Source organism: Ectothiorhodospira lacustris (assembly GCF_022227845.1).
GTDB lineage: Bacteria > Pseudomonadota > Gammaproteobacteria > Ectothiorhodospirales > Ectothiorhodospiraceae > Ectothiorhodospira > Ectothiorhodospira lacustris.
In genome coordinates this window covers 119509-141882 of record NZ_JAJNQN010000004.1, presented here as the reverse complement: position 1 = coordinate 141882, position 22374 = coordinate 119509, and the positions used below count along the sequence as shown (strand labels likewise).

Annotated in this window: 19 protein-coding genes; 15 read left to right on the top strand and 4 right to left on the bottom strand. The window is 65.9% G+C overall.

From position 1 onward, the window contains the following. Window positions 1–18: 18 nt before the first annotated feature. Entirely contained in the window at window positions 19–738 is a 720-nt protein-coding gene (locus LQ956_RS04940) for a glutamine amidotransferase (protein ID WP_238621040.1), read from the top strand. A gap of 4 nt (window positions 739–742) precedes the next feature. Here the strand turns inward: LQ956_RS04940 and LQ956_RS04935 are convergent, their stop codons facing one another. Both LQ956_RS04935 and LQ956_RS04930 read right to left on the bottom strand, forming a co-directional pair. Next, window positions 743–3460: a cation-transporting P-type ATPase gene (locus tag LQ956_RS04935; protein WP_238621039.1), complete on the bottom strand. Its 2718-nt coding sequence runs from the start codon at window positions 3458–3460 to the stop codon at window positions 743–745. A 62-nt stretch (window positions 3461–3522) separates the two neighbouring features. Next, a complete protein-coding gene (locus LQ956_RS04930; protein WP_238621037.1) occupies window positions 3523–4143 on the bottom strand; it encodes a TetR family transcriptional regulator in 621 nt (206 codons plus the stop codon). A 91-nt stretch (window positions 4144–4234) separates the two neighbouring features. Between LQ956_RS04930 and LQ956_RS04925 the strand changes: the two genes are divergently transcribed. From LQ956_RS04925 to LQ956_RS04915, 3 genes are all read left to right on the top strand, one after another. Beyond that, the gene (locus LQ956_RS04925) at window positions 4235–5401 is read left to right on the top strand and encodes an efflux RND transporter periplasmic adaptor subunit (protein ID WP_238629596.1); all 1167 of its coding nucleotides are present in this window, start codon (window positions 4235–4237) and stop codon (window positions 5399–5401) included. Next, a complete protein-coding gene (locus LQ956_RS04920; protein WP_238621035.1) occupies window positions 5401–8535 on the top strand; it encodes an efflux RND transporter permease subunit in 3135 nt (1044 codons plus the stop codon). Before LQ956_RS04925 ends, LQ956_RS04920 begins: the two co-directional genes overlap by 1 nt. Before the next feature lie 99 nt (window positions 8536–8634). Further along, on the top strand, window positions 8635–9117 hold the full coding sequence (locus tag LQ956_RS04915) for an acyloxyacyl hydrolase (RefSeq protein WP_238621033.1): 483 nt from the start codon (window positions 8635–8637) through the stop codon (window positions 9115–9117). A 5-nt stretch (window positions 9118–9122) separates the two neighbouring features. On the opposite strand, the gene LQ956_RS04910 is transcribed toward LQ956_RS04915, so the two are convergent. Continuing rightward, entirely contained in the window at window positions 9123–10817 is a 1695-nt protein-coding gene (locus LQ956_RS04910; protein ID WP_238629597.1) for a SulP family inorganic anion transporter, read from the bottom strand. Between the two features lie 541 nt (window positions 10818–11358). On the opposite strand from LQ956_RS04910, the gene LQ956_RS04905 reads away from it, so the two are divergent. The 11 genes from LQ956_RS04905 to LQ956_RS04855 all read left to right on the top strand — a co-directional run bounded on the left by LQ956_RS04905 (window position 11359) and on the right by LQ956_RS04855 (window position 20894). Next, window positions 11359–12774: a form I ribulose bisphosphate carboxylase large subunit gene (locus tag LQ956_RS04905; RefSeq protein ID WP_238621029.1), complete on the top strand. Its 1416-nt coding sequence runs from the start codon at window positions 11359–11361 to the stop codon at window positions 12772–12774. A 55-nt stretch (window positions 12775–12829) separates the two neighbouring features. Beyond that, window positions 12830–13174, top strand: coding sequence for a ribulose bisphosphate carboxylase small subunit (locus tag LQ956_RS04900; RefSeq protein WP_238621027.1), 345 nt, complete (start codon window positions 12830–12832; stop codon window positions 13172–13174). Window positions 13175–13211: 37 nt separating this feature from the next. Then, window positions 13212–15095: a CsoS2 family carboxysome shell protein gene (locus LQ956_RS04895; protein WP_238629598.1), complete on the top strand. Its 1884-nt coding sequence runs from the start codon at window positions 13212–13214 to the stop codon at window positions 15093–15095. Between the two features lie 56 nt (window positions 15096–15151). Then, a complete protein-coding gene (locus LQ956_RS04890) occupies window positions 15152–16750 on the top strand; it encodes a carboxysome shell carbonic anhydrase (RefSeq protein ID WP_238629599.1) in 1599 nt (532 codons plus the stop codon). Further along, a complete protein-coding gene (gene csoS4 / locus LQ956_RS04885) occupies window positions 16747–17028 on the top strand; it encodes an alpha-carboxysome shell vertex protein CsoS4 (RefSeq protein ID WP_238621023.1) in 282 nt (93 codons plus the stop codon). The genes LQ956_RS04890 and csoS4 overlap by 4 nt, the downstream gene beginning before the upstream one ends. Further along, window positions 17028–17276: a carboxysome peptide B gene (locus tag LQ956_RS04880; RefSeq protein WP_238621022.1), complete on the top strand. Its 249-nt coding sequence runs from the start codon at window positions 17028–17030 to the stop codon at window positions 17274–17276. The genes csoS4 and LQ956_RS04880 overlap by 1 nt, the downstream gene beginning before the upstream one ends. Window positions 17277–17322: 46 nt before the next feature. Continuing rightward, window positions 17323–17628 (top strand): alpha-carboxysome major shell protein CsoS1, encoded by a 306-nt coding sequence (csoS1, locus tag LQ956_RS04875; RefSeq protein ID WP_238629600.1) that lies wholly within the window; start codon window positions 17323–17325, stop codon window positions 17626–17628. A gap of 60 nt (window positions 17629–17688) precedes the next feature. Next, window positions 17689–17994, top strand: coding sequence for an alpha-carboxysome major shell protein CsoS1 (gene csoS1, locus LQ956_RS04870; RefSeq protein WP_238623344.1), 306 nt, complete (start codon window positions 17689–17691; stop codon window positions 17992–17994). Window positions 17995–18152: 158 nt separating this feature from the next. Then, window positions 18153–18425 (top strand): 4a-hydroxytetrahydrobiopterin dehydratase, encoded by a 273-nt coding sequence (locus LQ956_RS04865; protein WP_238623345.1) that lies wholly within the window; start codon window positions 18153–18155, stop codon window positions 18423–18425. Between the two features lie 332 nt (window positions 18426–18757). Then, a complete protein-coding gene (locus tag LQ956_RS04860) occupies window positions 18758–19726 on the top strand; it encodes a LysR family transcriptional regulator (protein WP_238623349.1) in 969 nt (322 codons plus the stop codon). Window positions 19727–19838: 112 nt separating this feature from the next. Beyond that, window positions 19839–20894, top strand: coding sequence for a hypothetical protein (locus tag LQ956_RS04855; protein WP_238629601.1), 1056 nt, complete (start codon window positions 19839–19841; stop codon window positions 20892–20894). On the opposite strand, the gene LQ956_RS04850 is transcribed toward LQ956_RS04855, so the two are convergent. Further along, window positions 20891–22261: a sigma-54-dependent transcriptional regulator gene (locus LQ956_RS04850; protein ID WP_238623350.1), complete on the bottom strand. Its 1371-nt coding sequence runs from the start codon at window positions 22259–22261 to the stop codon at window positions 20891–20893. The genes LQ956_RS04855 and LQ956_RS04850 overlap by 4 nt on opposite strands. Window positions 22262–22374: the final 113 nt, after the last annotated feature.

The window sequence follows — 22374 nt, the reverse complement described above, 5'->3', positions numbered from 1 at the left end:
CGCATAACGAGAGGCCACATGGACACACTGCTCATCATCAAGACCGGCACCAAGGTCGACTCTCTTCAGGACTTTCCCGGGGATTACGAAGACTGGATTGCCGACGGCATGGACTGGCCCCTGGCCCAGGCGAAGGTGGTGGATGTACCGGCGGGTGATCCCCTGCCGGCACCGGATGACATTACCGGCGTCGTCATTACCGGCTCCGGGGCCATGGTCACGGAAGCCGATCCCTGGATCCGGCAGACCGCCGACTGGCTGACGCAGGCGGTATCAGCCAGGGTGCCAACCCTGGGGATCTGCTTCGGCCACCAGATCCTGGCCCACGCCCTGGGCGGCCGGGTGGACTGGAATCCCCGGGGGATCGAGGTGGGCACGGTGGAGATCCGACTCCGCGCCGAGGCCGCCGAAGATCCCCTGTTCTCGGTGCTGCCGGGCCGGTTTTACGGCCAGGTCAGCCACAGCCAGTCGGTGCTCACACTGCCGCCCGGCGCCATGGCCCTGGGCGAAAGCGACATGGAGCCCCACCAAGGGTTCGTGGTGAACGGATGCGCGTGGGGGCTGCAGTTTCATCCGGAATTCGATGAACGCATCACCCCCCATTACGTCATGCATTACCGGGACCGGCTGGCGGAACAGGGACGGCAGATCGATGGCCTGCTGGCCAATGTCCGGCCGACCCCGGAGAGCAGCCGGGTGCTGCGGCGGTTCGGGGAGTGGCTCAGATCCAGCCGCTGACCGGTCACTCCGTCCGCTTGCGCCAACGCCAGAGCCCCTTCTCCAGTTCCACCACCAGCAGCACGAAGACCCCGTAGGCCAGGATCAGGCCCCAGTGCTGCAGGGACAGCGGCGCGCTCTGGAACAGCAGGTTCATGAGCGGCGTGTAGACGAACAGGAGTTGGGCCACCCACATCGCCCCGATCCCCCACCAGATCCAGGGATTGGAGAAGGGATGGGTGCGGAACACGCTGCGGGTGAGCGAGCGACAATTGAGCAGGAAGAAACTCTGCACCACCACGAACAGGCTCACTGCCAGAGTCCGGGCCTCTTCGATGCCGGCTCCCTGCGACAGTGACCACTGGAACAGGCCAAACGCCCCCAGCAGCAGCAGGGCACTGACCGAGAAGATCCGTCCGATGATCTCCCAGCTCAGGATCGGTGCATCGGGCAGGCGAGGTGCCCGGGTCATGATCCCCGGCTCCCGGGGTTCGAAGGCCAGCATCAGGCCCAGGAAGACTGCCGTGGTCATGTTCAGCCACAGGGCCTGCACCGGCAATACCGGCAGGGTCAGGCCCAGCAGGATGGCCACCATGATCACCAAGCCCTGCCCCAGGTTGGTGGGCAGGATCCAGGTAATGAACTTGATCAGGTTGTCGAAGACGTTGCGCCCTTCCTCCACCGCCGCCTCGATGGAACTGAAGTTGTCGTCCGCCAGCACCATGTCCGAGGCATCGCGGGAGACTTCGGTCCCGTTGATCCCCATGGCGATGCCGATATCGGCGCGCTTGAGGGCCGGTGCGTCATTGACGCCGTCGCCGGTCATGGCCACCACATGGCCCCGGGCCTGCAGCGCCTCCACCAGCCGCAGCTTCTGCTCCGGCGCCACCCGGGCAAAGACCGACACCTCCTCGGCGGCCTTGCTCAATTCATCCGGCTGCATCTCCGCCAGCTGGCGCCCCGTCAGTGCCCGTCGCTGATCCTTTTCCCCATCCCGAATGATGCCGATGCGCTCGGCAATGGCACGGGCGGTCAGGGCATGGTCACCGGTAATCATCTTCACCCGGATGCCGGCCTTGCGGCACAGCGCCACGGAATGGATCACCTCTTCCCGGGGCGGATCGATCATGGCCTGCAACCCCAGGAAGATCAGCCGATCCTCGGCCTTGCCCGGATCGGGGACATCCAGATTGCTCGCGTCCGTCTCACGCATGGCGAAGGCCAGCACCCGCAAGCCCTGAGCCGCCAACGCCTCCGCCTGTTCCTGCAGGCGTCCCTGATCCATCGGCACCCGCTCTCCTTCGGCGTTCATGGCCCGGTCGCAATGGGCGATCACCCGCTCCGCCGAGCCCTTCATGTAGACCCGATGGCCCTCATCGTGGCGATGGAGCGTGGCCATGTACTGGCGATCCGACTCGAAGGGAATGGCATCGACCCGATGCAGCCGGCGGCGCATGTCGTGACGGTCGAACCCCGCCTTGAGGGCGCTGGCGATCAGCGCCCCTTCGGTGGGGTCACCATGCACGGTCCAGCGCCCGTCCTGTTCCACCAGTTCACTGTCATTGCTCAAGAGGCCGGCCAGCAGGCAGTGATGAAGGGCCTGATGACGGGTGGCGGGGGCTTCCACCGGACTGCCGTCCTGCAGGATTCGACCGTCGGGATCATAGCCGCCGCCGGTGAGTTCAAACGCCGTATCACCGGCGATGATTCGCTGCACCGTCATCTGGTTCTCGGTCAAGGTGCCGGTCTTGTCGGAGCAGATCACGGTGGTGGACCCCAGGGTCTCCACCGCCGGCAACTTGCGGATGATGGCGTTGCGCAGGGCCATGCGGCGCACACCGATGGCCAGGGTGATGGTGACCACCGCCGGCAGACCCTCGGGGATGGCGGCCACCGCCAGGGCCACGGCGGCGATGAAGGTGTCCACCCAGTGCTGGCCATAGAGCAGGCCCACACCGAAGGTAATGCCCGCCAGCACCAGGATCACCCACAGCAGGATCCGGCTGAAGCCATTGATCTTGCGGGTGAGCGGAGTGTCCAGGCTGACGGCGTCATTGATCATGCCGGCGATCTTACCGGTCTCGGTGCGGTCACCGGTGCCGATGACCACGCCCCGGCCGGTGCCGTAGGTCACCAAGGTGCCGGCAAAGCCCATATTGGCACGGTCCGCCAACACCGTATCCTGGACCAGTTTGCCGGGCTGCTTGTCCACCGGCACCGACTCGCCGGTGAGGGTGGACTCGTCGATCTGCAGGTCCCGGGAGGACAGGAGGCGCAGATCGGCGGGGACCTTGTCGCCGGAAGCCAGTAGGACGATGTCACCGGGCACCAGATCGACGGCGGCGATGGTGATGCGATTGCCGTCCCGGATGACGGCGGCGGATGAGGAGAGCATGCCCCGAAGGGCCTGGATGGCGTCCTCGGCCTTGGATTCCTGGACGAAACCGATGATGGCGTTGATGAGGACGACGCCGAAAATGACCGCGGAATCGATGTATTCGCCCAATGCCAGTGTCACGGCCGTGGCGATGAGCAGAATGTAGATCAGGGGATTGTGAAACTGCAGCAGCAGACGCTTGAACCAGGAGGTGGGGCTGGCGGCGGTCAGGGTGTTGGGGCCGTAGGTCTCCAGGCGCTCGCGGGCCTGCTGGTCAGTGAGGCCCTGCTGCTCATGGGTCTCCAGGGTTTCCAGCACCTCATCATGGTGGAGGTGGTGCCAGAGATCCTTGAGGTGCGTTTCCATGTGAACTCCCTGCTGGGTGACTGTGTGTTGGCGCCCCACGGGGCGGGGCAGTGCAACCCGACCTACCGGGGCGGGAGCAGCAGACCATCAAGGATACGCCGGATCATGGCGGGCGCATCCTTCAGAAGATCAAAGTATTCCGGTTCAAGCAACCAGGCGTAGAACAGGCCGGTGAAATAAAGTTCCAGCGTGAGCTGTCCCATTTCCGGCGTCACTCCGGGGCGCAGACGTCCCGACGCCTGGGCCGCCTGGAAGCACTCCAGCATGACTCGGGCCGCCCGGCGGCGCCCCTCCAGTTCCGCATCCCGCCAAACCTGATTGTCCGCCTCCCGCTCCCGGCGGTGAAAGACGATGGTGTACACCCGCTGCACCTGCGGATCACCGGCCAATGTCTCCAACGCCGCAAGACAAAGCCGTTCGATGACCTCGACGGGATCCACGCCCGGCTCCTGGACGAACTCATCCCGCAGCCGCTCCAGCGGCAGTCGTACCCGGTCCAGCATGGCCCCATAGAGCGCCGCTTTGTCACGGAAATGCCAGTAGATAGCGCCCCGGGTCATGCCCGCCTCGCGGGCAATGGCCTCCAGGCTGGATTGGGATACGCCCTTTTCCAGGAACACTGTTTCCGCCGCGTCCAGCAGCAGGGCGCGGGTCTGTTCGGCTTCTTCTTTGGTTCGTCGCATGAATTTTGCACTTGACAGTCAGTATTTTGAACTTAGTATACATACACGCCTGTATGTGATTTTGCAATTTCCCTTTCCGGAGATCCACTCCATGCCCACCCGCTCCCCGACCCGCCGGGCCATGCCCGTTGCCGGCCTGATCGCGACCCTGTTCGCCGCCCTGTGGCTGTCCGCCTGCGGCAACGGCGAAGAAGCCGCCGCCCCCCGGGCCGGCGGCATGCCCCCACCGCCGGTGACCCTCGACGCCCTTGAGCCGGAAGACGTGAAGGTCCGCGGCGACTATGCCGGACGGGTACGCGGCTCCCGGGAAGTAGAAGTGCGGGCCCGGGTGGAGGGCATTCTGGAGGAACGGCTCTATGTGGAAGGCCAGGCGGTCAGTCAGGGGACCCCGCTGTTCCGCATCGACCCCGAACCCTATGAGATCGCCCTGAAGATGGCCGAGGCAGAGCAGGCCAACGCCCAGGCCGGGCTGAATCAGGCCCAGCGGGAATGGAACCGGATCTCCGACCTGTATCAGCGCAATGTCGTCAGCACCCGGGACCGGGACCAGGCCCTGTCGGAACTGGAACTGGCCCGCGCCCGCCTGGATCTCGCCCGCGCCTCGGTGGCCGATGCCCAGCGCAACCTGCGCTACACCACGGTGGTAGCCCCCATCGAAGGGACCACGGAGCTGGAAAGTCTGCCCGAGGGCAGCCTTATCAGTCAGGGTACTCTGCTCACCTCACTGACCCAGCATGACCCCGCCCATGTCCGCTTCTCCCTGCCGGAGCAGGATGCCGCCATCCAGCGCACCGCCCGCCAGGCCATGATGACACGCGAAGCAGTACAGAGCCACGAGGTTCAGCTGCTGCTGCCCGACGGCAGCCTTTATGAACACACGGGCCAGGTGGATTTCACCGACAGCAACATCGACCCCCGCACCGGCACCGTCTCCGCCCGTGCCGTGTTCCCCAACCCTGAGCGTCTGGTGGTCCCCGGTCAGTTCGTGCGGGTACGCATCATGGTGCAGGAGCTCAAGGACGTGTTCCTGATTGATCCAACCGCGGTGAGCCAGGACCGGGACGGCCCCCGAGTCTTCCTGGTGGACGAGGACGATACCGCCCGTGCCCGGCACGTGCGCCTGGGACCGTTGGTGGATGGCCGGCAGGTGATCCTGGACGGACTGTCCGCGGGCGAACGCCTGGTGATCAACGGCCACGTGGGCCTGCGTGACGGCATCAAGGTCTCTCCCGTGAACGCTCAGGGACGGAATCAGTGATGCTGCGTTTTTTTATCGATCGACCGATCTTTTCGTCCGTCATCTCCATCATCATCATCGTCGCGGGGCTGGCCTCGCTGCGGGCGCTGCCCATCGAACAGTACCCGGACGTGGTGCCGCCCCAGATCGTGGTCCAGGCCAGCTACCCCGGCGCCAGTGCCCAGGTGCTGTCGGAGTCGGTGGCGGCGCCCCTGGAGCAGGAGATCAACGGGGTGGACAACATGATCTACATGGAGTCCTCCAGTACCGATGCCGGCACCATCCAGATCACCGTAACCTTCGAGATGGGCACGGACCCGGACCAGGCGGCCATCAACGTCAACAACCGGGTTCAGGCCGCCCTGCCCCGCCTGCCCCAGCAGGTGCGTGACCAGGGAGTGCGGGTGCAGGCTCGCTCCACCAACATCCTGCTGGTGACGGTACTCAGCTCCCCGGACGGCCGTTACGACCCCATCTTCATCAGCAACTACGCCCTGCTCAACGTACTGGATGAACTGGTGCGCCTACCCGGCGTGGGGGATGCTTCCCTGTTCGGGGCTCAGGACTACTCCATGCGCATCTGGCTGCGGCCGGACAAGCTGGCCCAGTTCGATCTCACCCCGTCCGACGTGGCCAACGCCATCCGGCAGCAGAATGCCCAGTTCGCCGCCGGGCGCCTGGGCGCCGAACCCGCCCCGGTGGATCAGGCCTTCACCTTCACCGTGACCACCCGCGGCCAGCTGGCGGACCCGGCGGAATTCGAGCGCATCATCCTGCGCGCCCAGCCCGACGGCAGCACCCTGCGGCTGGGGGATGTGGCCCGGGCGGAACTGGGGGCGCAGAACTACGCCTTCTCCGCCACCCATAACGGCCGCCCCACGGTGCCCATGGGCATCTATCTGCAACCCGGGGCCAATGCCCTGGACACGGCCCGGGCGGTGCGGGCTGCGCTGGATGAGCTTTCGGACCGTTTCCCGGAAGGGCTGACCTACCATATTCCCTATGACACCACCGAGTTCGTGGAGATCTCCATCCGCGAGGTGTTCATCACCCTGTTCATTGCCGTGGCCCTGGTGGTCCTGGTGACCTTCCTGTTCCTGCAGCACCTGCGCGCCACCCTGATCCCGGTGGCGGCGATCCCCGTGTCCCTGATCGGCACCTTCGCCGGCATGCAGGCACTGGGGTTTTCCGTCAACCTGCTGACCCTGTTCGGGCTGGTGCTGGCCATCGGTATCGTGGTGGACAACGCCATCATCGTGATGGAAAACGTGGAACGCCTGATGGCGGAAAAGGGCCTCAAGGCCCGTGAGGCCTCGATCCAGACCATGCAGCAGGTGGCGGGCGCCGTGGTGGCCTCCACCCTGGTCCTGGTGGCCGTGTTCGCACCGGTGGCCTTTCTCGGCGGGCTGACCGGCGAACTGTACCGCCAGTTTGCGGTGACCATCGCCGTCTCGGTGGTGATCTCGGGTATCGTCGCCCTCACCCTCACCCCGGCCATGTGCGCCCTGCTGCTGGACAAGCAGCCCCACGCGCCCAGCGCCCCGTTCCGCCTGTTCAACCGGCTCTTTGATCGCATCACCGAGGCCTTCGTGGCCACGGTGGCCTTCCTGCTGCGCCGGTGGGTGCTGGGGCTGGTGCTGTTTGCCGTTTTCACCGGCAGTGCCGTGTGGCTGCTGGATCGCATGCCCACGGGACTGGTGCCCCAGGAAGACCAGGGGGTTTCCCTGGTGGTGGCGCAGCTGCCGCCGGTGTCGGCCCTGGGACGCACCGAACAAGTGCGGGACGCCCTGTCCGCCCAACTCATCGGCCAAGAGGAGATCCAGGACTTCACGGCGTTTGCCGGCTTCGACATCATCGCCGGCTCCCTGCGCACCAATGCCGCCGTGGGCTTTGCCAATCTGACCGACTGGAATGATCGCCAGGGTGAAGGGCAGGATGCCGCTGCCATCGCCCGCCGCATCATGGGCATGGGCATGGGGATTCAGGAGGCCAACGTGTTTGCCTTCATCCCGCCCCCGATCATGGGCCTGTCCCTGACCGGCGGCGTGGAAGGCTACCTGCAGGTACGGGGGGACACCACGCCGGCACAGATCGAGGCCCTGGCCCAGAAGCTCGCTACCCTGGGCAACGAACGGCCGGAGCTGACCAACGTGCGCAGCACCCTGACCACGGGTATCCCCCGCTACCACGCCGAGGTGGACCGGGAGAAGGCCATGGCCGCGGGCGTGCCCATCACCGAGGTCTTCGATGCCATGCGCAGCACCTTCGGTTCCCTGTATGTGAATGACTTCACCTTTTCGGGACGCCTGTGGCAGGTGAACCTGCAGTCCGAGGGTGAATTCCGCAGCCAGGCCGAGGATCTGCGACGGGTGTTCGTGCGATCCAGCAATGGCGACATGATCCCGCTCAGCTCCCTGGTGACCCTGGAACGCACCAGCGGGGCGGATCTCATCGACCGCTTCAACATCTTCCCGGCGGCGAAGATCCTGGCGGACCCGGCCCCGGGCTATACCACCGGCCAGGCCAAGGCGGCCCTGGAAGCGGTGGCGGCGGGACTGAATCAGGAAGCGGACACCCTGCTGGGCTGGATCGGCGAGGCCTATCAGCTGGATGCAGGAGCCGGTGCCGGCGGTGCCGCCTTCGCCCTGGGGATGCTGATGGTGCTCCTGATCCTGGCGGCCCAGTATGAACGCCTGACCCTGCCGCTGGCGGTGGTATCGGCCGTGCCCTTCGGGGTGCTGGGGGCGGTGATCGCCTCTTTCGGCCGGGGCTTCCCCAACGACATCTATTTCCAGGTCGGGCTGCTGGTGCTGATCGGTCTGGCGGCGAAGAACGCCATCCTGATCGTGGAGTTTGCGGCCCAGAACCGGCGTGAGGGGATGTCTACCACCGAGGCCGCCACGGCAGCGGTGCGGCAACGTTTCCGGGCCATCGTGATGACGGCGTTCACTTTCATCATCGGCACGCTGCCGCTGGTATTCGCCAGCGGCGCCGGGGCGGCCAGCCGTCAGGAGATCGGCACCGTGGTGGTGGGCGGCATGCTGGCGGCCAGTACCCTGGCCCTCTTGTTCGTACCGCTGTTCTATAAACTGTTGGAGGACATGGCCGACGGGTGGAAGGCCCGCCGCGACCAGGCCCCGCAGGAAAACCGGTAACGCGGCTCTTCGCCCCCTCTCCCCGGTTTGGGAGACGGGGGCCGGGCGGCCCGGCTCAATCACCTGGCTCCAAGCATTTTCAGTCACCCAATGTATTCCATGCAGTATTTTCATGCCGTTCGCCATACAGCCCTGGCCCTTGGGCTATTCCTGGCTGCTTCCTGCGCCATGGCCCAGGAAAGCCGCTGTCATGCGGGGGCCGGGATCATCGCCACCGGCAGCAACCTGGGACGCCTGGATTTTCAGGAACCTGTCTGGGTGGGCAGTTGCGACTATGCCATGGAGATGAGCGGCAACCGCCGCTGGGAAACGGCCCTCGGCTACATGGGCCACGCCTATCCGGCCGCCTTCCTGGGTCAGTCAGTGATCATTCCCTTCACCGGGCACCTGGACCTGATGCTGGGCGGCGCGGTACTGGACAGAACCACCAGCTCCATGGGCAGCCATCTCAACATCCATGCCGGGGCATCCCTGCGCTTGGGAAAACACTTGCGACTGGTGTTCCGTCACCTGAGCAACGCCGGCCTGCGCTCCCCCAATCAGGGGGAAAACATGCTGTTGGTGGATCTGCGTTTCAAATAAACGGGTCAGATCAGGTGCTGCAGCCCCTGCTCCAGCGCCTGGCACCGCTCCGGGAGCCAAGCATCCGGGCCAAGCAGGGTGTCCAGCCCCAACTGGGCCAGCCGCGCCCGGGGCTGGTCCTGCACCCCGGCCATGATCACGGTCACGCCCCCGGCCAGGGCGCCCCGGATGGCGGCCTCCAGGGCCACCGCCGTGGTCACGCCCAGGTGGGGCACCCGGCCCAGATCCACCACCAGCACGCCGGCCCCTTCCAGCTTGGGTTCCTGACGGGTGATCGCCGCCGCCGCGCCGAACACCAAGGGGCCGCTCAGATGCAGGATCTTCAAGCGTCCCTTGCCCTGGGCCAGCAGCGCCCGTTCCTCCGGTGACAGGTCGGCGCAGCGGCCGTTGGTGACGTTGTCCTCGGGCCGCCGGGGCGGCAGGATGCAGACCGCTTCGGCCTGCACGTCCGCCAGCCGGCGGATGGTCATCACATTGGCCACGAACAGGCCGATGGCCACGGCGGTGATCAGGTCCACGAACACGGTCATGGCGATCACCCCGTAGAGGATCAGGGCCCCCTTGGGAGATACCCGGTGGGCACGGCGCAGGAAGCGCCAGTCGATGATATCCAGCCCCACCTTCACCGCGATCCCGGCCAGTACCGCCAGGGGGATGTTGGCGGTGAGCCCGGCGGCCCAGATCACCACCACGGCCAGGATCAGGGCACGCACGATACCGGACAGGGCTGAGCGGCCGCCAGCCTGAATGTTCACCACCGTCCCCATGGTCGCCCCCGCCCCCGGCAGGCCCCCGAACAGGCCCGAGGCCAGGTTGCCCATGCCCTGCCCCACCAGCTCCTTGTCCGAGTTCGATTCATGGCGGGTCATGCTGGAGGCGATGACAGAGGACAGCAGGGCATCCACCGACCCCAGCAGGGCCAGCACCAGGGCGTCCACCACGATGATCAGCCACTGCTCCGCCGTGAACACCGGCAGTTGCAGGGAGGGCAGCCCGGAATTGATGGGGCCGATCACCCGCACCTGCTCACCGCCCAGCCAGTACATGACCGCCAGCGTTCCCAGCACCAACACGATGAGCTGGGGCGGCAGGTAGCGTTTCAGGCGGGACGGCATGAACAGCAGGATGGCCAGGGTGGCCCCGCCCAGCAGCAGTTCCATGGGATCGATGGCCGCCAGCAGGCCGGGCAACCCCTGCAGGGTCCCGATCACGCCCCCCGCCGGGGTGGCATGCCCGAGCAGGCCGGGAAGCTGCAGGATGATGAGGATGATGCCGATGCCGGTCATGAATCCGGAGATCACGGTATAGGGCATCATGGTGACGTAGCGTCCCAGCTTCATGGCGCCGAAGGCCATCTGGAACACCCCGGTGAGCATCACCACGGTGAAGGCCATGGCCATGCCTTGCTCCGGATTGGCGGCGATCAGGGAGGCGATCACCGCCGTGAACACCACCGTCATGGGGCCGGTGGGTTCGGAAATCAGGGTGGGCGTGCCGCCGAACAGGGCAGTGAACAGGCCGATCAGGATGGCGCCGTAAAGCCCCGCTTCCGCGCCGGCGCCAGAGGCCACGCCGAAGGCCAGGGCCATGGGCAGGGCGATCACCGCCGCCGTCACGCCGCCGAACAGGTCCCCCTTCAGGTTGTTGAAACGGATCTCGTTGAAGACTCGCATCTGGGCTTCCTCATTGAGTAGACCCATTATCGAAGGGGATTCAGTTCAACAATAATCGAAGTTCGTTAAGGAATTCATTTCATCGAATCTATGAGTGCTCCAGGTTCAGGCATCGCCATGCCTGAATAGGTCCCCCGAGCATGAAGATGTTATTCCCGCCGGAACTCGTCATTCCGCGCCTTGATTCGTCATTCCGCGCCTTGATTCGTCATTCCCGCACCTTGATTCGTCATTCCCGCGGAAGCGGGAATCCAGTCGCGGATTGAAGCCATGGATTCCCGCTTTCGCGGGAATGACGGTGGGAAGGGGCGCGGGAATGACGGTGGGAAAGGGCGCGGGAATGACAGTGAGAGTGTGCGTGGGAATGACAGCGGGAGCGGGAGCGGGAGCGCGCATCGCTCAATCATCAAGCGTAGTCACGGCCTTCCTGCCCATACATAGATTTCCGTCGATCTATTAAATAGAAACAATCGATTTATAGATATACCCACAGGTCATGTAGCTTTCCCATAGAGCAAACGTCGCCTTCCCGTCAGAGGCGGGGCACAGACCACAGGAGCTGATGACCATGAGCGTGAAGACCTACGACGCGGGTGTGAAAGAGTACCGCGAGATGTACTGGACCCCGGACTACGTCCCTCTGGATTCCGACCTGCTGGCCTGTTTCAAGGTCACCGGACAGCCGGGGGTGCCGCGGGAGGAAGTGGCCGCCGCCGTGGCCGCCGAGTCCTCCACCGGGACCTGGAGCACCGTCTGGTCCGAACTGCTCACCGACCTGGAGTTCTACAAGGGGCGCGCCTACCGCATCGAGGACGTACCCGGCGACAAAGAATCCTTCTATGCCTTCATCGCCTATCCCATCGACCTGTTCGAGGAAGGGTCCATCGTTAACGTGCTCACCTCCCTGGTGGGCAACGTGTTCGGCTTCAAGGCCTTGCGCCATCTGCGCCTGGAGGACATCCGCTTCCCTCTGGCCTATGTGAAAACCTGTATGGGGCCGCCCAGCGGCATCCAGGTGGAACGGGACAAGCTCAACAAGTACGGTCGCCCCCTGCTGGGCTGCACCATCAAGCCGAAGCTGGGACTGTCGGCCAAGAACTACGGCCGCGCCGTCTACGAATGCCTGCGCGGCGGCCTGGACTTCACCAAGGACGACGAGAACGTCAACTCCCAGCCCTTCATGCGCTGGCAGAACCGCTTCGAGTTCGTGGCCGAGGCGGTGGCCGCCGCCCAGGTGGAGACCGGTGAGCGCAAGGGCCACTATCTTAACGTCACCGCCCCGGACCCGGAACAAATGTACGAGCGGGCCGAGTTCGCCAAGGAACTGGGGCAACCCATCATCATGCACGACTACATCACCGGCGGCTTTTGCGCCAATACCGGCCTGGCTAAGTGGTGCCGCAAGAACGGCATGCTGCTGCATATCCACCGGGCCATGCACGCGGTGATCGACCGGCATCCCAAGCACGGCATCCACTTCCGCGTCCTGGCCAAGTGCCTGCGCCTCTCCGGCGGCGACCATCTGCACACCGGCACCGTGGTGGGCAAGCTGGAAGGTGATCGGGCCTCCACCCTGGGCTATGTGGATCTGCTGCGGGAATCCTTCATCCCCGAAGACCGCTCCCGGGGGATCTTCTTCGACCAGGACTGGGGTTCCATGCCCGGGGTATTTGCCGTCGCCTCCGGCGGCATCCATGTCTGGCACATGCCTGCCCTGGTGAGCATCTTCGGCGACGACTCGGTACTGCAGTTCGGTGGCGGCACCCAGGGCCATCCCTGGGGCAATGCCGCCGGCGCCGCCGCCAATCGGGTGGCCCTGGAGGCCTGCGTCAAGGCCCGCAACGAAGGCCGGGAACTGGAACGGGAGTCCCGCGAGATCCTCACCGACGCGGCCCGCCACAGCCCCGAACTGGCCATCGCCATGGAGACATGGAAAGAGATCAAGTTTGAATTCGACACCGTGGACAAGCTGGACGCGGGCTGATCCCCGGCATCCCGGACCGGATCATTCCCTTTTCCGAACATGAGGACCTGCAGACATGCCTTTCCAGAACACCATGGGTGATTACCAGACCCGCCAGACCCTGGAAACCTTCGGTTTCCTGCCCCCGCTGACCCAGGAAGAGGTCTTTGACCAGATCGCCTACATCATTGCCCAGGGCTGGACGCCGGGCATCGAACATGTACATCCGGACTTTGCCATGAACCACTACTGGCCCATGTGGAAACTGCCCTTCTTCGGTGAAGTGAACCTGGACCACGTGGCAACCGAGTTGGAGGCGTGCCACCGGGCCTATCCGGATCACCATGTGCGACTCACGGGCTATGACAACTACACCCAGAGCCAGGGCGCGTCCTTCGTGGTGTTCGAAGGGCGGCGCTGATCGCGGACAGAGGCGGACCACGAGCGGGGGTGAGACCATGGCTAATCCAGTATCCAGCAGTTCCAGCGGGCGCCAGGCGGCACTGGCACGTCGCCAGGCACTTTCCAGCCAGGGGAAGGGCAACGCGGGTGCCGCCACCCGAGCGGCAACACCTCGACCGGCGCCGGTCTCCAGCCGGCCGGACCCCCGCGCCCGCCCGGCCACGCAAACGGTGACGGTGACGACCCCGCCCCGGCGGCGCAACACGGCCGTCAGGCCCGTGGTCGCGGAGTCTTCCGGTCGCGCTCAGGCTCAGGCCCGCCGCGCCGCCCTCTCCCGGGCCGGCAAGCGGGCCGATACCACCAGCGACCGGGTCCGCCGCCCCCCCGCGAACGTCACTCCCGACGCCGCGGCGTGGGACCCGCAGGCTTCCGGCTGCCGGTGCGGCGGACAATGCGGCCATCACACCGAGTCCACCGTTCAGAAACAGGACAGCACCGTGACCCGCAGCCACGCCCTGTCCCGTCCCGGGAGCGACCGGCGCCGGCCGGCACCCCGGCGCGCCGCCCCGAATACCCAGCCCACCGGCCGCCTGCAGTCCCTGGCCCGGCGCGCAGCCCTGTCTTCCAGAGGCAAATCAGCGGCCGGTACCCCGGCATCTGCGGCCAGCCTCGCCCGTCAGGCCAACCCTCGCCTGTCCGGGCGGGAACTGGCCCGCAGTGTACGGGCCCAGCGGAGCCAGGGTGGCGCCATGGGCACCCGACGCGCCACTCCCGCCGGGCGTACCCGCCCCGGTCGTCCGGGGCCGGCGCAGGATCAGACCTGGAAGGTGGGTCTGTCCGAGACTGCCGGCGGTCAGGCGGTGACGGGGACGCGGGTAGGACGCAGCCGGGGCATGACCGGCGATGACAGGGGCACCTGCCTCGCGGTCACCGGCACCGAATACCTGGGCGCCGAGATCTTTCACGAGTTTTGCCAGACCTCGCCGCCCAGCCAGCCGGAAAAAGTTCACGTCACCCGCACCGGCCAGGGCAGCCGGGTGACCGGCAACGAACTGGGCCGGGGTGCCCGGGTGACGGGTAACGAGCCGGGCACCTGCCGCCGGGTGACCGGGAACGAATACGTGGGGCAGGGGCAGTACGAGCAGTTCTGCGATACCCCGCCGCCGGGGCCGACCCAACCCCCCAAGGTCAGCCACGGCACCACCGCCCGGGGACACACCCTCTCCGGCAGCCTGCCTGGCCGCTCCCATCAGGTGACCGGCGATGAACCAGGCACCTGCCAGGCCGTGACCGGCACACCCTACGCCGGGCCGGAAGAGTTTGCCGCCTACTGCCCCCCCGCGGCACAGGCACGGATCGAAGCACGCACCAGCCTCGCCGCTCAACCCGGCCGGCCGGACTTACCCCAACCCCTGGAGGCAACCCCGCGGGGAGAATTCAGCATCGCCTCCCCGGCCCGGCAGGTCGCGCGTGGACAACGCACTGTGGGGGTGACGGGTACCCGCTATGAGCAGCGGGGTGGTCGGATCACCGGCCCCTTCGACATGGCGGCGGACAAAGTCACCGGTACCGAACAGGTCCGCCCGGAACGGCTGCCTGCCGTGCCGCTGGATCCCCAGGCCCCGATCCCGGATACCCCGCCGGCCGACTTTGACCCCCAGCCGGAGACACCCCGCCGGACCCGCATCACCGGTGAGGGCCAGTCCAGCGGCCGAAAAATCACCGGTGATGACTGGGAACGGGGCGAGCGGGTGACCGGCACCGAGGGCAGTTCAGCCCGCCGCCGCAATCCCACTCGCCTCGGCCCCATGGGTGCCATGCCGGCCGTGGCCCACAAGCGTAACGAGGATGTGCCGCCCCCGGTCAGCCGCGTCACCGGCAGCAGCGGCAGCACGGAAAAGGGATCACTGGTCACCTACTCGGGCGGTGCCCGGGGCTGACCGAACCAAGCCATTGTTCATTCACCGACCTGACAAGCGCCAGAGACCGACACACCATGCTCACCCGCCGCCGCTCACACCGTGACAGCCTGATCTGGGCCACCGCCCCGACGGTACACAGTCGTGGCCGTGGCAGGGCACCCGCTCCGCACACACCGGCAGTCCAGACGTTTCACCGGCCCGAACCGGTACAGGGGCAGGAAAGTCATCCCGGACATGTGCACCGGATCACGCCCCCGGCGCACAACGGCCAGCCCCCGCTGCATCCGCTCACCGACAAGGCCGCCAACCACCGACTCCAGGCCTACGAGACGGCGGTGAAGTCATCCTTTGACCGGATCCTGCCGTTGCTACGGGAACTGACCGGCCTGCGGCGGGAGAAGGGTTTCATTGCCAAGGCACAGGCCCTGGCGGAACAGACCCTGGGCATCCGGCTACCGGAACACCTGCTGGAAGATGCCTGGATCAAGGGGCTGGATATGTCACGGCTCCATGCCGCCTGCCTGTTCGAGACCTATTGCCGCATGGCCGACGGCTTCTTTGCCCACGACCCGCTCAAGGGCCACGACACCCGGGCCTTCAATGCCTTCCTGCAGAGCTGTGGTTTTCATCTGATGGATGTCACCCCCTGCGCCGACGGACGTCTGGCCCATGCCATCAGCTATGTGCTGCGCCTGCCCTTCGGCGCAGTCAGACGGCGTTCATCCGCCGGCGCCCTGTTCGATGTGGAGGACACGGTGAGCAAATGGGTGGAGGTGGAGCATGCCCGCTATCGGGCCGGGACCCCCAACACTGCTGACGCCCCCACCCGCTATCTGAAGACGGTGATCTATCACTTCAGCTCCCGTCACCCGTCCCACGAGGGCTGCGCCGCCCACGGCTCCGACGATACGGCGGCGGCCGGAGCCGGCCTGGAGCGCCTGCTGGCCTTCCGCCAGGCAGTGGAAAACGGATTCTGCTGCGGCGCCTCCGTCGCCCTGCTGCTCATGGGTCTGGATACGGATACCGATGCCCTACGCATCCACGTCCCCGATGCCCAGGGGCACATGGATCTGCAACTGAGTCTGGACACCGGAGACATATACCATCAAACCCTGTCCATGACGCCGGAGGCCGCCCGCGGGTACATCCTGGAGCAGGTTCGTCGGCACGCCCCCGCCGCCCCCGACGAGGGCATGGTGAAACTGATCGCTCAGCTGGTGGAACACAATCTGTCCCAGTTGGACTACGTGAGACGCCGTCACGGTGGTGCCTACCCGGATCAGGGCCATGCGGAGCGTTTCATGGGTGTGGGCGTCGGCTTCGAGGAAATCCAGTTGCGCAACCTTACCTTCTTCGCCTGCCTGCGCACGGTGGAGGAAGGTGCCGCCGACCTGGATGTGGGCTGCCGCATCCTGGGCGGACTCAATCACCCCCATGGCAGACCCATTCCGGTGGTGATCCGCTTCGACTACCACGGTCAGGTACCCGGTGCCCGGGAACGGGCCATCACCCGCTGCCGACAGGTGGACCGGGCCATGACCGAACGCTTCGCTCCCCAGGTTCGCGACGGCCTGCTGCACCGACTGCTGGTGGTGCGGGACTGTGACACCCGCGCCGGTCTGGAACGGGTGGCCTCGTCCCTGGACCCGACCGGACAAGGAGGACACCGATGAAGATCTGTCAGGTGGAACGCCCCCTGGTATCCACCAACCGGATACCCGGCTTTGAACACAAGCATCTGCTGGTGGTGCGCGACGGCAGCTCCCGTCAGGTGGCGGTGGACTCCGTGGGCTGCATCCCCGGCGACTGGGTGATCTGCGTGGGCAGTTCGGCGGCCCGGGAGGCCGCTGGCAGCAAGGAATTCCCCAGTGATCTGACCATCGTCGGCATCATCGACCGCTGGCCGCCGGAATCCGAGACGGGTGCCATCGGTCCCGGGGAGCACGGCTGATGGAGGTCCGACAGGTGGTGGGTTCGCTGGTCTGCACCCAGCGCATCCCGGGGCTAGCCCATGTGGATCTGCGTCTGGTGCAGGACCCCCAGGGCCACCAAGCCGTGGCCACCGATCCGGTGGGGGCTCGCCCGGGTGACTGGGTGTTCCTGGTCAGCGGCTCCGCGGCCCGGTATGCCATGGGCAACGCGGACATCCTCACCGACCTGACCGTGGGCGGGGTGATTGACCAGTGGGAACCGGCATGACGGGGATTTTGACAACGATGATCCGAAACAACACAGGAGAGACATCATGAGTGGCGACAAATACGGCATTGCCCTGGGGATGATCGAGACCCGCGGCCTGGTCCCCGCCATTGAGGCGGCCGATGCCATGACCAAGGCCGCCGAAGTGCGGCTGATCGGGCGGGAGTTCGTGGGCGGCGGTTATGTGACCGTGCTGGTGCGCGGCGAGACGGGCGCGGTGAACGCCGCCGTGCGGGCCGGCGCCGATGCCTGCGAGCGGGTGGGTGACGGCCTGGTGGCCGCTCACATCATCGCCCGCCCCCACCGGGAAGTGGAACCCATCCTGCCCGTGGGCGGCCCTGGCACCGAATGACCCGGCCCGGCAACCGGGATGAATACACATTCAAGAAAGTGAATGATCGGAGAAAAGAAGATGGCCAATGACAATTACGGTATCGCCCTTGGGATGATCGAGACCCGAGGCCTGGTGCCCGCCATCGAGGCGGCGGACGCCATGACCAAGGCCGCCGAAGTGCGGCTGATCGGACGGGAGTTCGTGGGCGGCGGCTATGTGACCGTGCTGGTGCGCGGCGAGACCGGGGCGGTGAACGCCGCCGTGCGGGCCGGCGCCGATGCCTGCGAGCGGGTGGGTGATGGTCTGGTGGCCGCCCACATCATCGCCCGCCCCCACCGGGAGGTGGAGCCGATCCTGGGCAAGACCGGCGGTGACGCCGCCTGACGATGGTAGCCGGCGTTCTCGGTCGCGCCCTGAGCCTGGAATTTTCGACGGTTCGGCAGCACACATGACCCAGGCCTCGCAGGTGGAGGCCTGGGGCCTGCCGGCGGCCTCGGCCCGACTTGCGCCACGCCGACCGGCTCACCCCTGGAGATCCGCGCATGCATCCCGACTGGACCCGCCGTGAACGCCCCTTGCGACTGGAACGCCGCCTGGCCTTTCCGGATTACGAAGCCACCCGCTGTTTTCTGGAACAGGCCGGGGCGCTGTCGGAACAGATGGGGGTGTACCCCGATATCAGTTTCGGCCGCACCTATGTCAACATCACCCTGCATGCGGACGACAATGCCACCGAACTGAGCGACGAACAACGCCGTTTCGTCGACGCCCTGGATACCTTCCAGCCCACGGACACCGCCGAGGTGCACCCATGACCGAGCCCAAGCACGAGCAGTCACCCCCCAAGCGCGAGGGGGAACCGTCACCGCCCGCCTCATCCGCCCCTGTGACTCCACCCAAACCGGAAGACACCCACACGTCCGCGGCGCAAGGCAACCCCGAGCAGACCGCGGCCCGGCGCCGCCGGAGCCCGACCGCGTCCGGCAAACCCGCCGCCCCGGCGCCCCGCAAGAATCAGACGCAGACGGCCGACACCGGCTACCTTCCGGGCCGCCGGGTCTGGCCCGACTGAGTCGACGCCATGGACGAGCGACACGACAACGACACGGAAGATGCGGGACCCCAGGATGAAGCGCGTCAGCCGGACATGCCCAACCGGTTCATCCGTCATGCCAGCCTGCGGCAGTTGCAGATCCTGGAGGCCATTGTCCGTCTGGGCAGCTTCACTCGGGCCGCGGAAGAGCTGTTCCTGACCCAGCCCACCGTGTCCATGCAGATCAAGAAACTCTCGGAGACCGTGGGTGCCCCCCTGTTCATGCCCTCGGGCCGCAATGTGGAACCCACCGAGGCAGGGCGGGAAGTCTACCAGGCAGTCAAGGTCATCCTGGATACCCTGGCGGATCTGGAAATACGGCTGGCGGATCTCAAGGGCCTCAAGCGGGGCCGGTTCCGCCTGGGGGTCATCACCACGGCTAAATATTTCGCCCCCGAAATCCTGGGGGCCTTCTGCGAGGCCTACCCCGGCATTGATGTCTCACTCAAGGTCAGCAACCGGGACCGCATCATCGAGCGGATGCTCAACCACGAAGATGACCTGTATATCTTCGGTGAACCGGACACCATCGGCATGTCCGTGGAATCCACCTATCTGGCCCCCAACCCCCTGATCATCGTCGCCCGCGCCGACCACCCCCTCGCGGGCGTGAAGAACATCCCGTTGGAGCGAATCATTGAGGAGCGCTTCATCCTGCGCGAGCCCGGTTCAGGCATCCGTGATGCGGTGACCCGCCTGTTCGGCAAGCACGGCCTCAAGCCCAATGTGCGCATGGAACTGGGCAGCAACGAGGCCATCAAGCACGCCATCATCGCCGGTCTGGGGATCTCCGCCCTGTCCCTGCATTCTCTGAACCTGGACGGCGGTGCCGGACGGCTGATCATGCTGGACGTAGCAGGATTCCCCATTCAGCGTGCCTGGTACCTGGTCCACCCCAGGGGGCGGGACCTGTCCCTGATCTCACGGGCCTTCCTGGCCTTTGCCGTGGAACGAGAGGCCGAGATCAAGGCCTCGCTGGATCGAACCCATGCGGCCCTGCGTCTGCCCGCTTCGTCCTCCTGAACCTCACCGTCGCCGGCATGACAGCGGCAGCCCCGGCCGTTGCGTCCTTGGGTCAAGAACCCTGGCGCCGCCGGTGCTATCATGCGCAAAATCAAGACCGGCGACCCAGAGCATGCAGGTGCACACCTACCCCATCGAGGCACGCATCCAGTGGCTGATCAACCTGTCCCGCAAACATTCGGAGCTGTTCTGTAGCCCGGCCGCCAGCCTGGCCCGGGATCGCTATCTGGCCCGGCATTCCACCCGCATCGCCGTGCTCAAGTGCATGGACGGGCGTATCCATATCCCCCATGCCACCTGCACCCCGCTGGGAATCATCCGCCCTTTCCGCAACCTGGGCGGACGCTTTGATCTGGGCTGGCCCTTTCTGGGCAAGCTGATCGCCGAGATGGCGCAGGATGCCGCCTCCGCCGGGCATCGAGTGCTGCTGATGATCACCTATCACCTGTCCAAGGGCGCCTGTTCCCGCGGCTGCGCCGGGTTCGACTACGACACCGGGGCAGCCATCGCCCATACCCGCCAGATCCGTGCGCAGGCAGAGGCCCTGTTCGGCCGTGACCGGCAGCAGGTGTACCCACTGGTCTGCGGCTTCGAGACCGACACCGATGCCCTGATCATCCATGGGGACCGGGACGAGGTGCTGGATATCAGCCAACTGGAAACGGGAAATGCCGCGGATCTGGAAGGTCTTCTGATGCCTGTCTGTCCTGACATGCCGGCGGAAGTGCGGCGGGATCTGCTGCCGCTGCTGGAGGGCAACCTGGCCCACGTGCAGTCCTTGCGGGGCGTGGCCCGGGAGTTGGACATCCAGCATCGGGAATGGGCCATCTGCGTCGGCCGGGGCTTTGACTTCCTCCATGTGCCCAATACGGCCCTGATCATCGGTCCCTACAGCCCGGACCTGTCCACCCCCGTCCACAAGGCCGCAGGGATCATTGAGGACAACATGGCTGCGGGCCGGATACCCGATGACGGCTTCATGCTGCTGACCTCGGCCCCCTATGAGGACATCGGTCCGGACCGGGCGCGGGCCATGCTGGAATCCCGTTTTCTGACGGATTTTGCCCGGGAGGTGATTCGCAAGGATTTCCCGGACCTGGCCCGCCGCATGGTGCCCCACACAGCGGTGGTGAACTGGCGGACACGAGGTCTGGAACTGCTGGATTAAAGCCCGTGGACCTTGAGTTTCGCCCTGAGGGTATTGCGGGAGATCCCCAGTTCCTCCGAGATCCGGCTGCGGTTGCCCCCGAAGGCCTCCAACAGACTGCGCAGGGTCAGGGCCTCGAACTCCTCCAGCAGGTGCCGCACCCGCCCCCCGGCCACCGCCCGCTGCACCAGTGACTCCAGCCCACCGCCCGATCTGCACTCGCGACCGGCAGGGCATTCGGTCTCAGTCTCGACGGCAAAGGGAAACCCGGTGATGCTCCCGACGCGGGCACGTACCGCGGCCTGATAGACCAGATTCTTCAGTTCCCGCACATTCCCGGGCCAGTGATAATCCAGAGCGGCCGCCTCCGCCTCTTCCGAGACCTCGGTGATCTTGAGGCCCAGGCGCAGATTGGCCTCCGCCACGAAGGCACGCACCAGGGAACGGACGTCATCCGGCCGCTCGCGCAGCGGAGGGATGCTGATGGGGAACTGGGCCAGGCGGTAATACAGATCCCGCCGGAACCGTCCCGACTCCACCTCGGCCGACAGATCCCGGTTGGTGGCGGCGATGATGCGCACGTCCGCGGAACGGGCGGACGCATCCCCCAGCCGATGAAAATGCTTGTCTTCCAGAAAGCGCAGCAGCTTGGCCTGGAAGGTGGGCGACATGTCGCCGATCTCGTCCAGCAGCAAGGTGCCGCCTTCCGCCGCCTCGATCTTGCCGACGCCTTCATTGACCGCATTGGTGTACGCCCCCCGAGCATGGCCGAACAGTTCCGCCTCCAGCAACCCCTCGGGAATGGCGGTGCAGTTGATGGCCATATAAGGGCCGCCGGCCCGGGAGGAATGGCGATGAATGCAGTAGGCGGAGACCTCCTTCCCCACCCCGGTCTCGCCGGTGAGCAGGACATTGAGATCATTGGAGGCCGCCACCCCCAGCTGCTTGAAGACCTCGACCATCTTGGGGGAGGAACCAAGAATGGAGGGGCAGTCTTCCCGGATGACTTCGTCCACATGGGTGCTCAGGCTGCTGAGGCGGGCCTGCTGCAGGGCGGACAGCAGCCGATCGGTATCCAGGGGCTCGGGCAACACATCCAGCGCCCCCATCCGGGTGGCCTGCACCACCTGCTCCGGTAACAGACGGTCCCCCACCAGGATCACCGACCGGGTATTGCCGCTGTCATGCAGGGCCTGCAACACCGGCAGCCGCGGGGCTTGGGTACCGCTTTCCCGCACCAGCAAAACCGCCGCCGGCTCGCTCATGGGACTGACCACCTCCTGAGTCGATCGATGCTCACAAGCCAGCCCCTGGGTCTTGAGAAGCCGTTCCACTGCCTTGCCTTGAGAACTACAGTCCCAGCCGATCAGAATGACATTGCCACTCATGGTATCCACTCTTCTCTCCTCGCCCCAGGTCGGATGCAGGCCGTTCCTCAAGGCGCCGGGTACATGGCCCGGTACTCTTTCGGCCTTTGATTATTGTCAAACGTGATGGACAT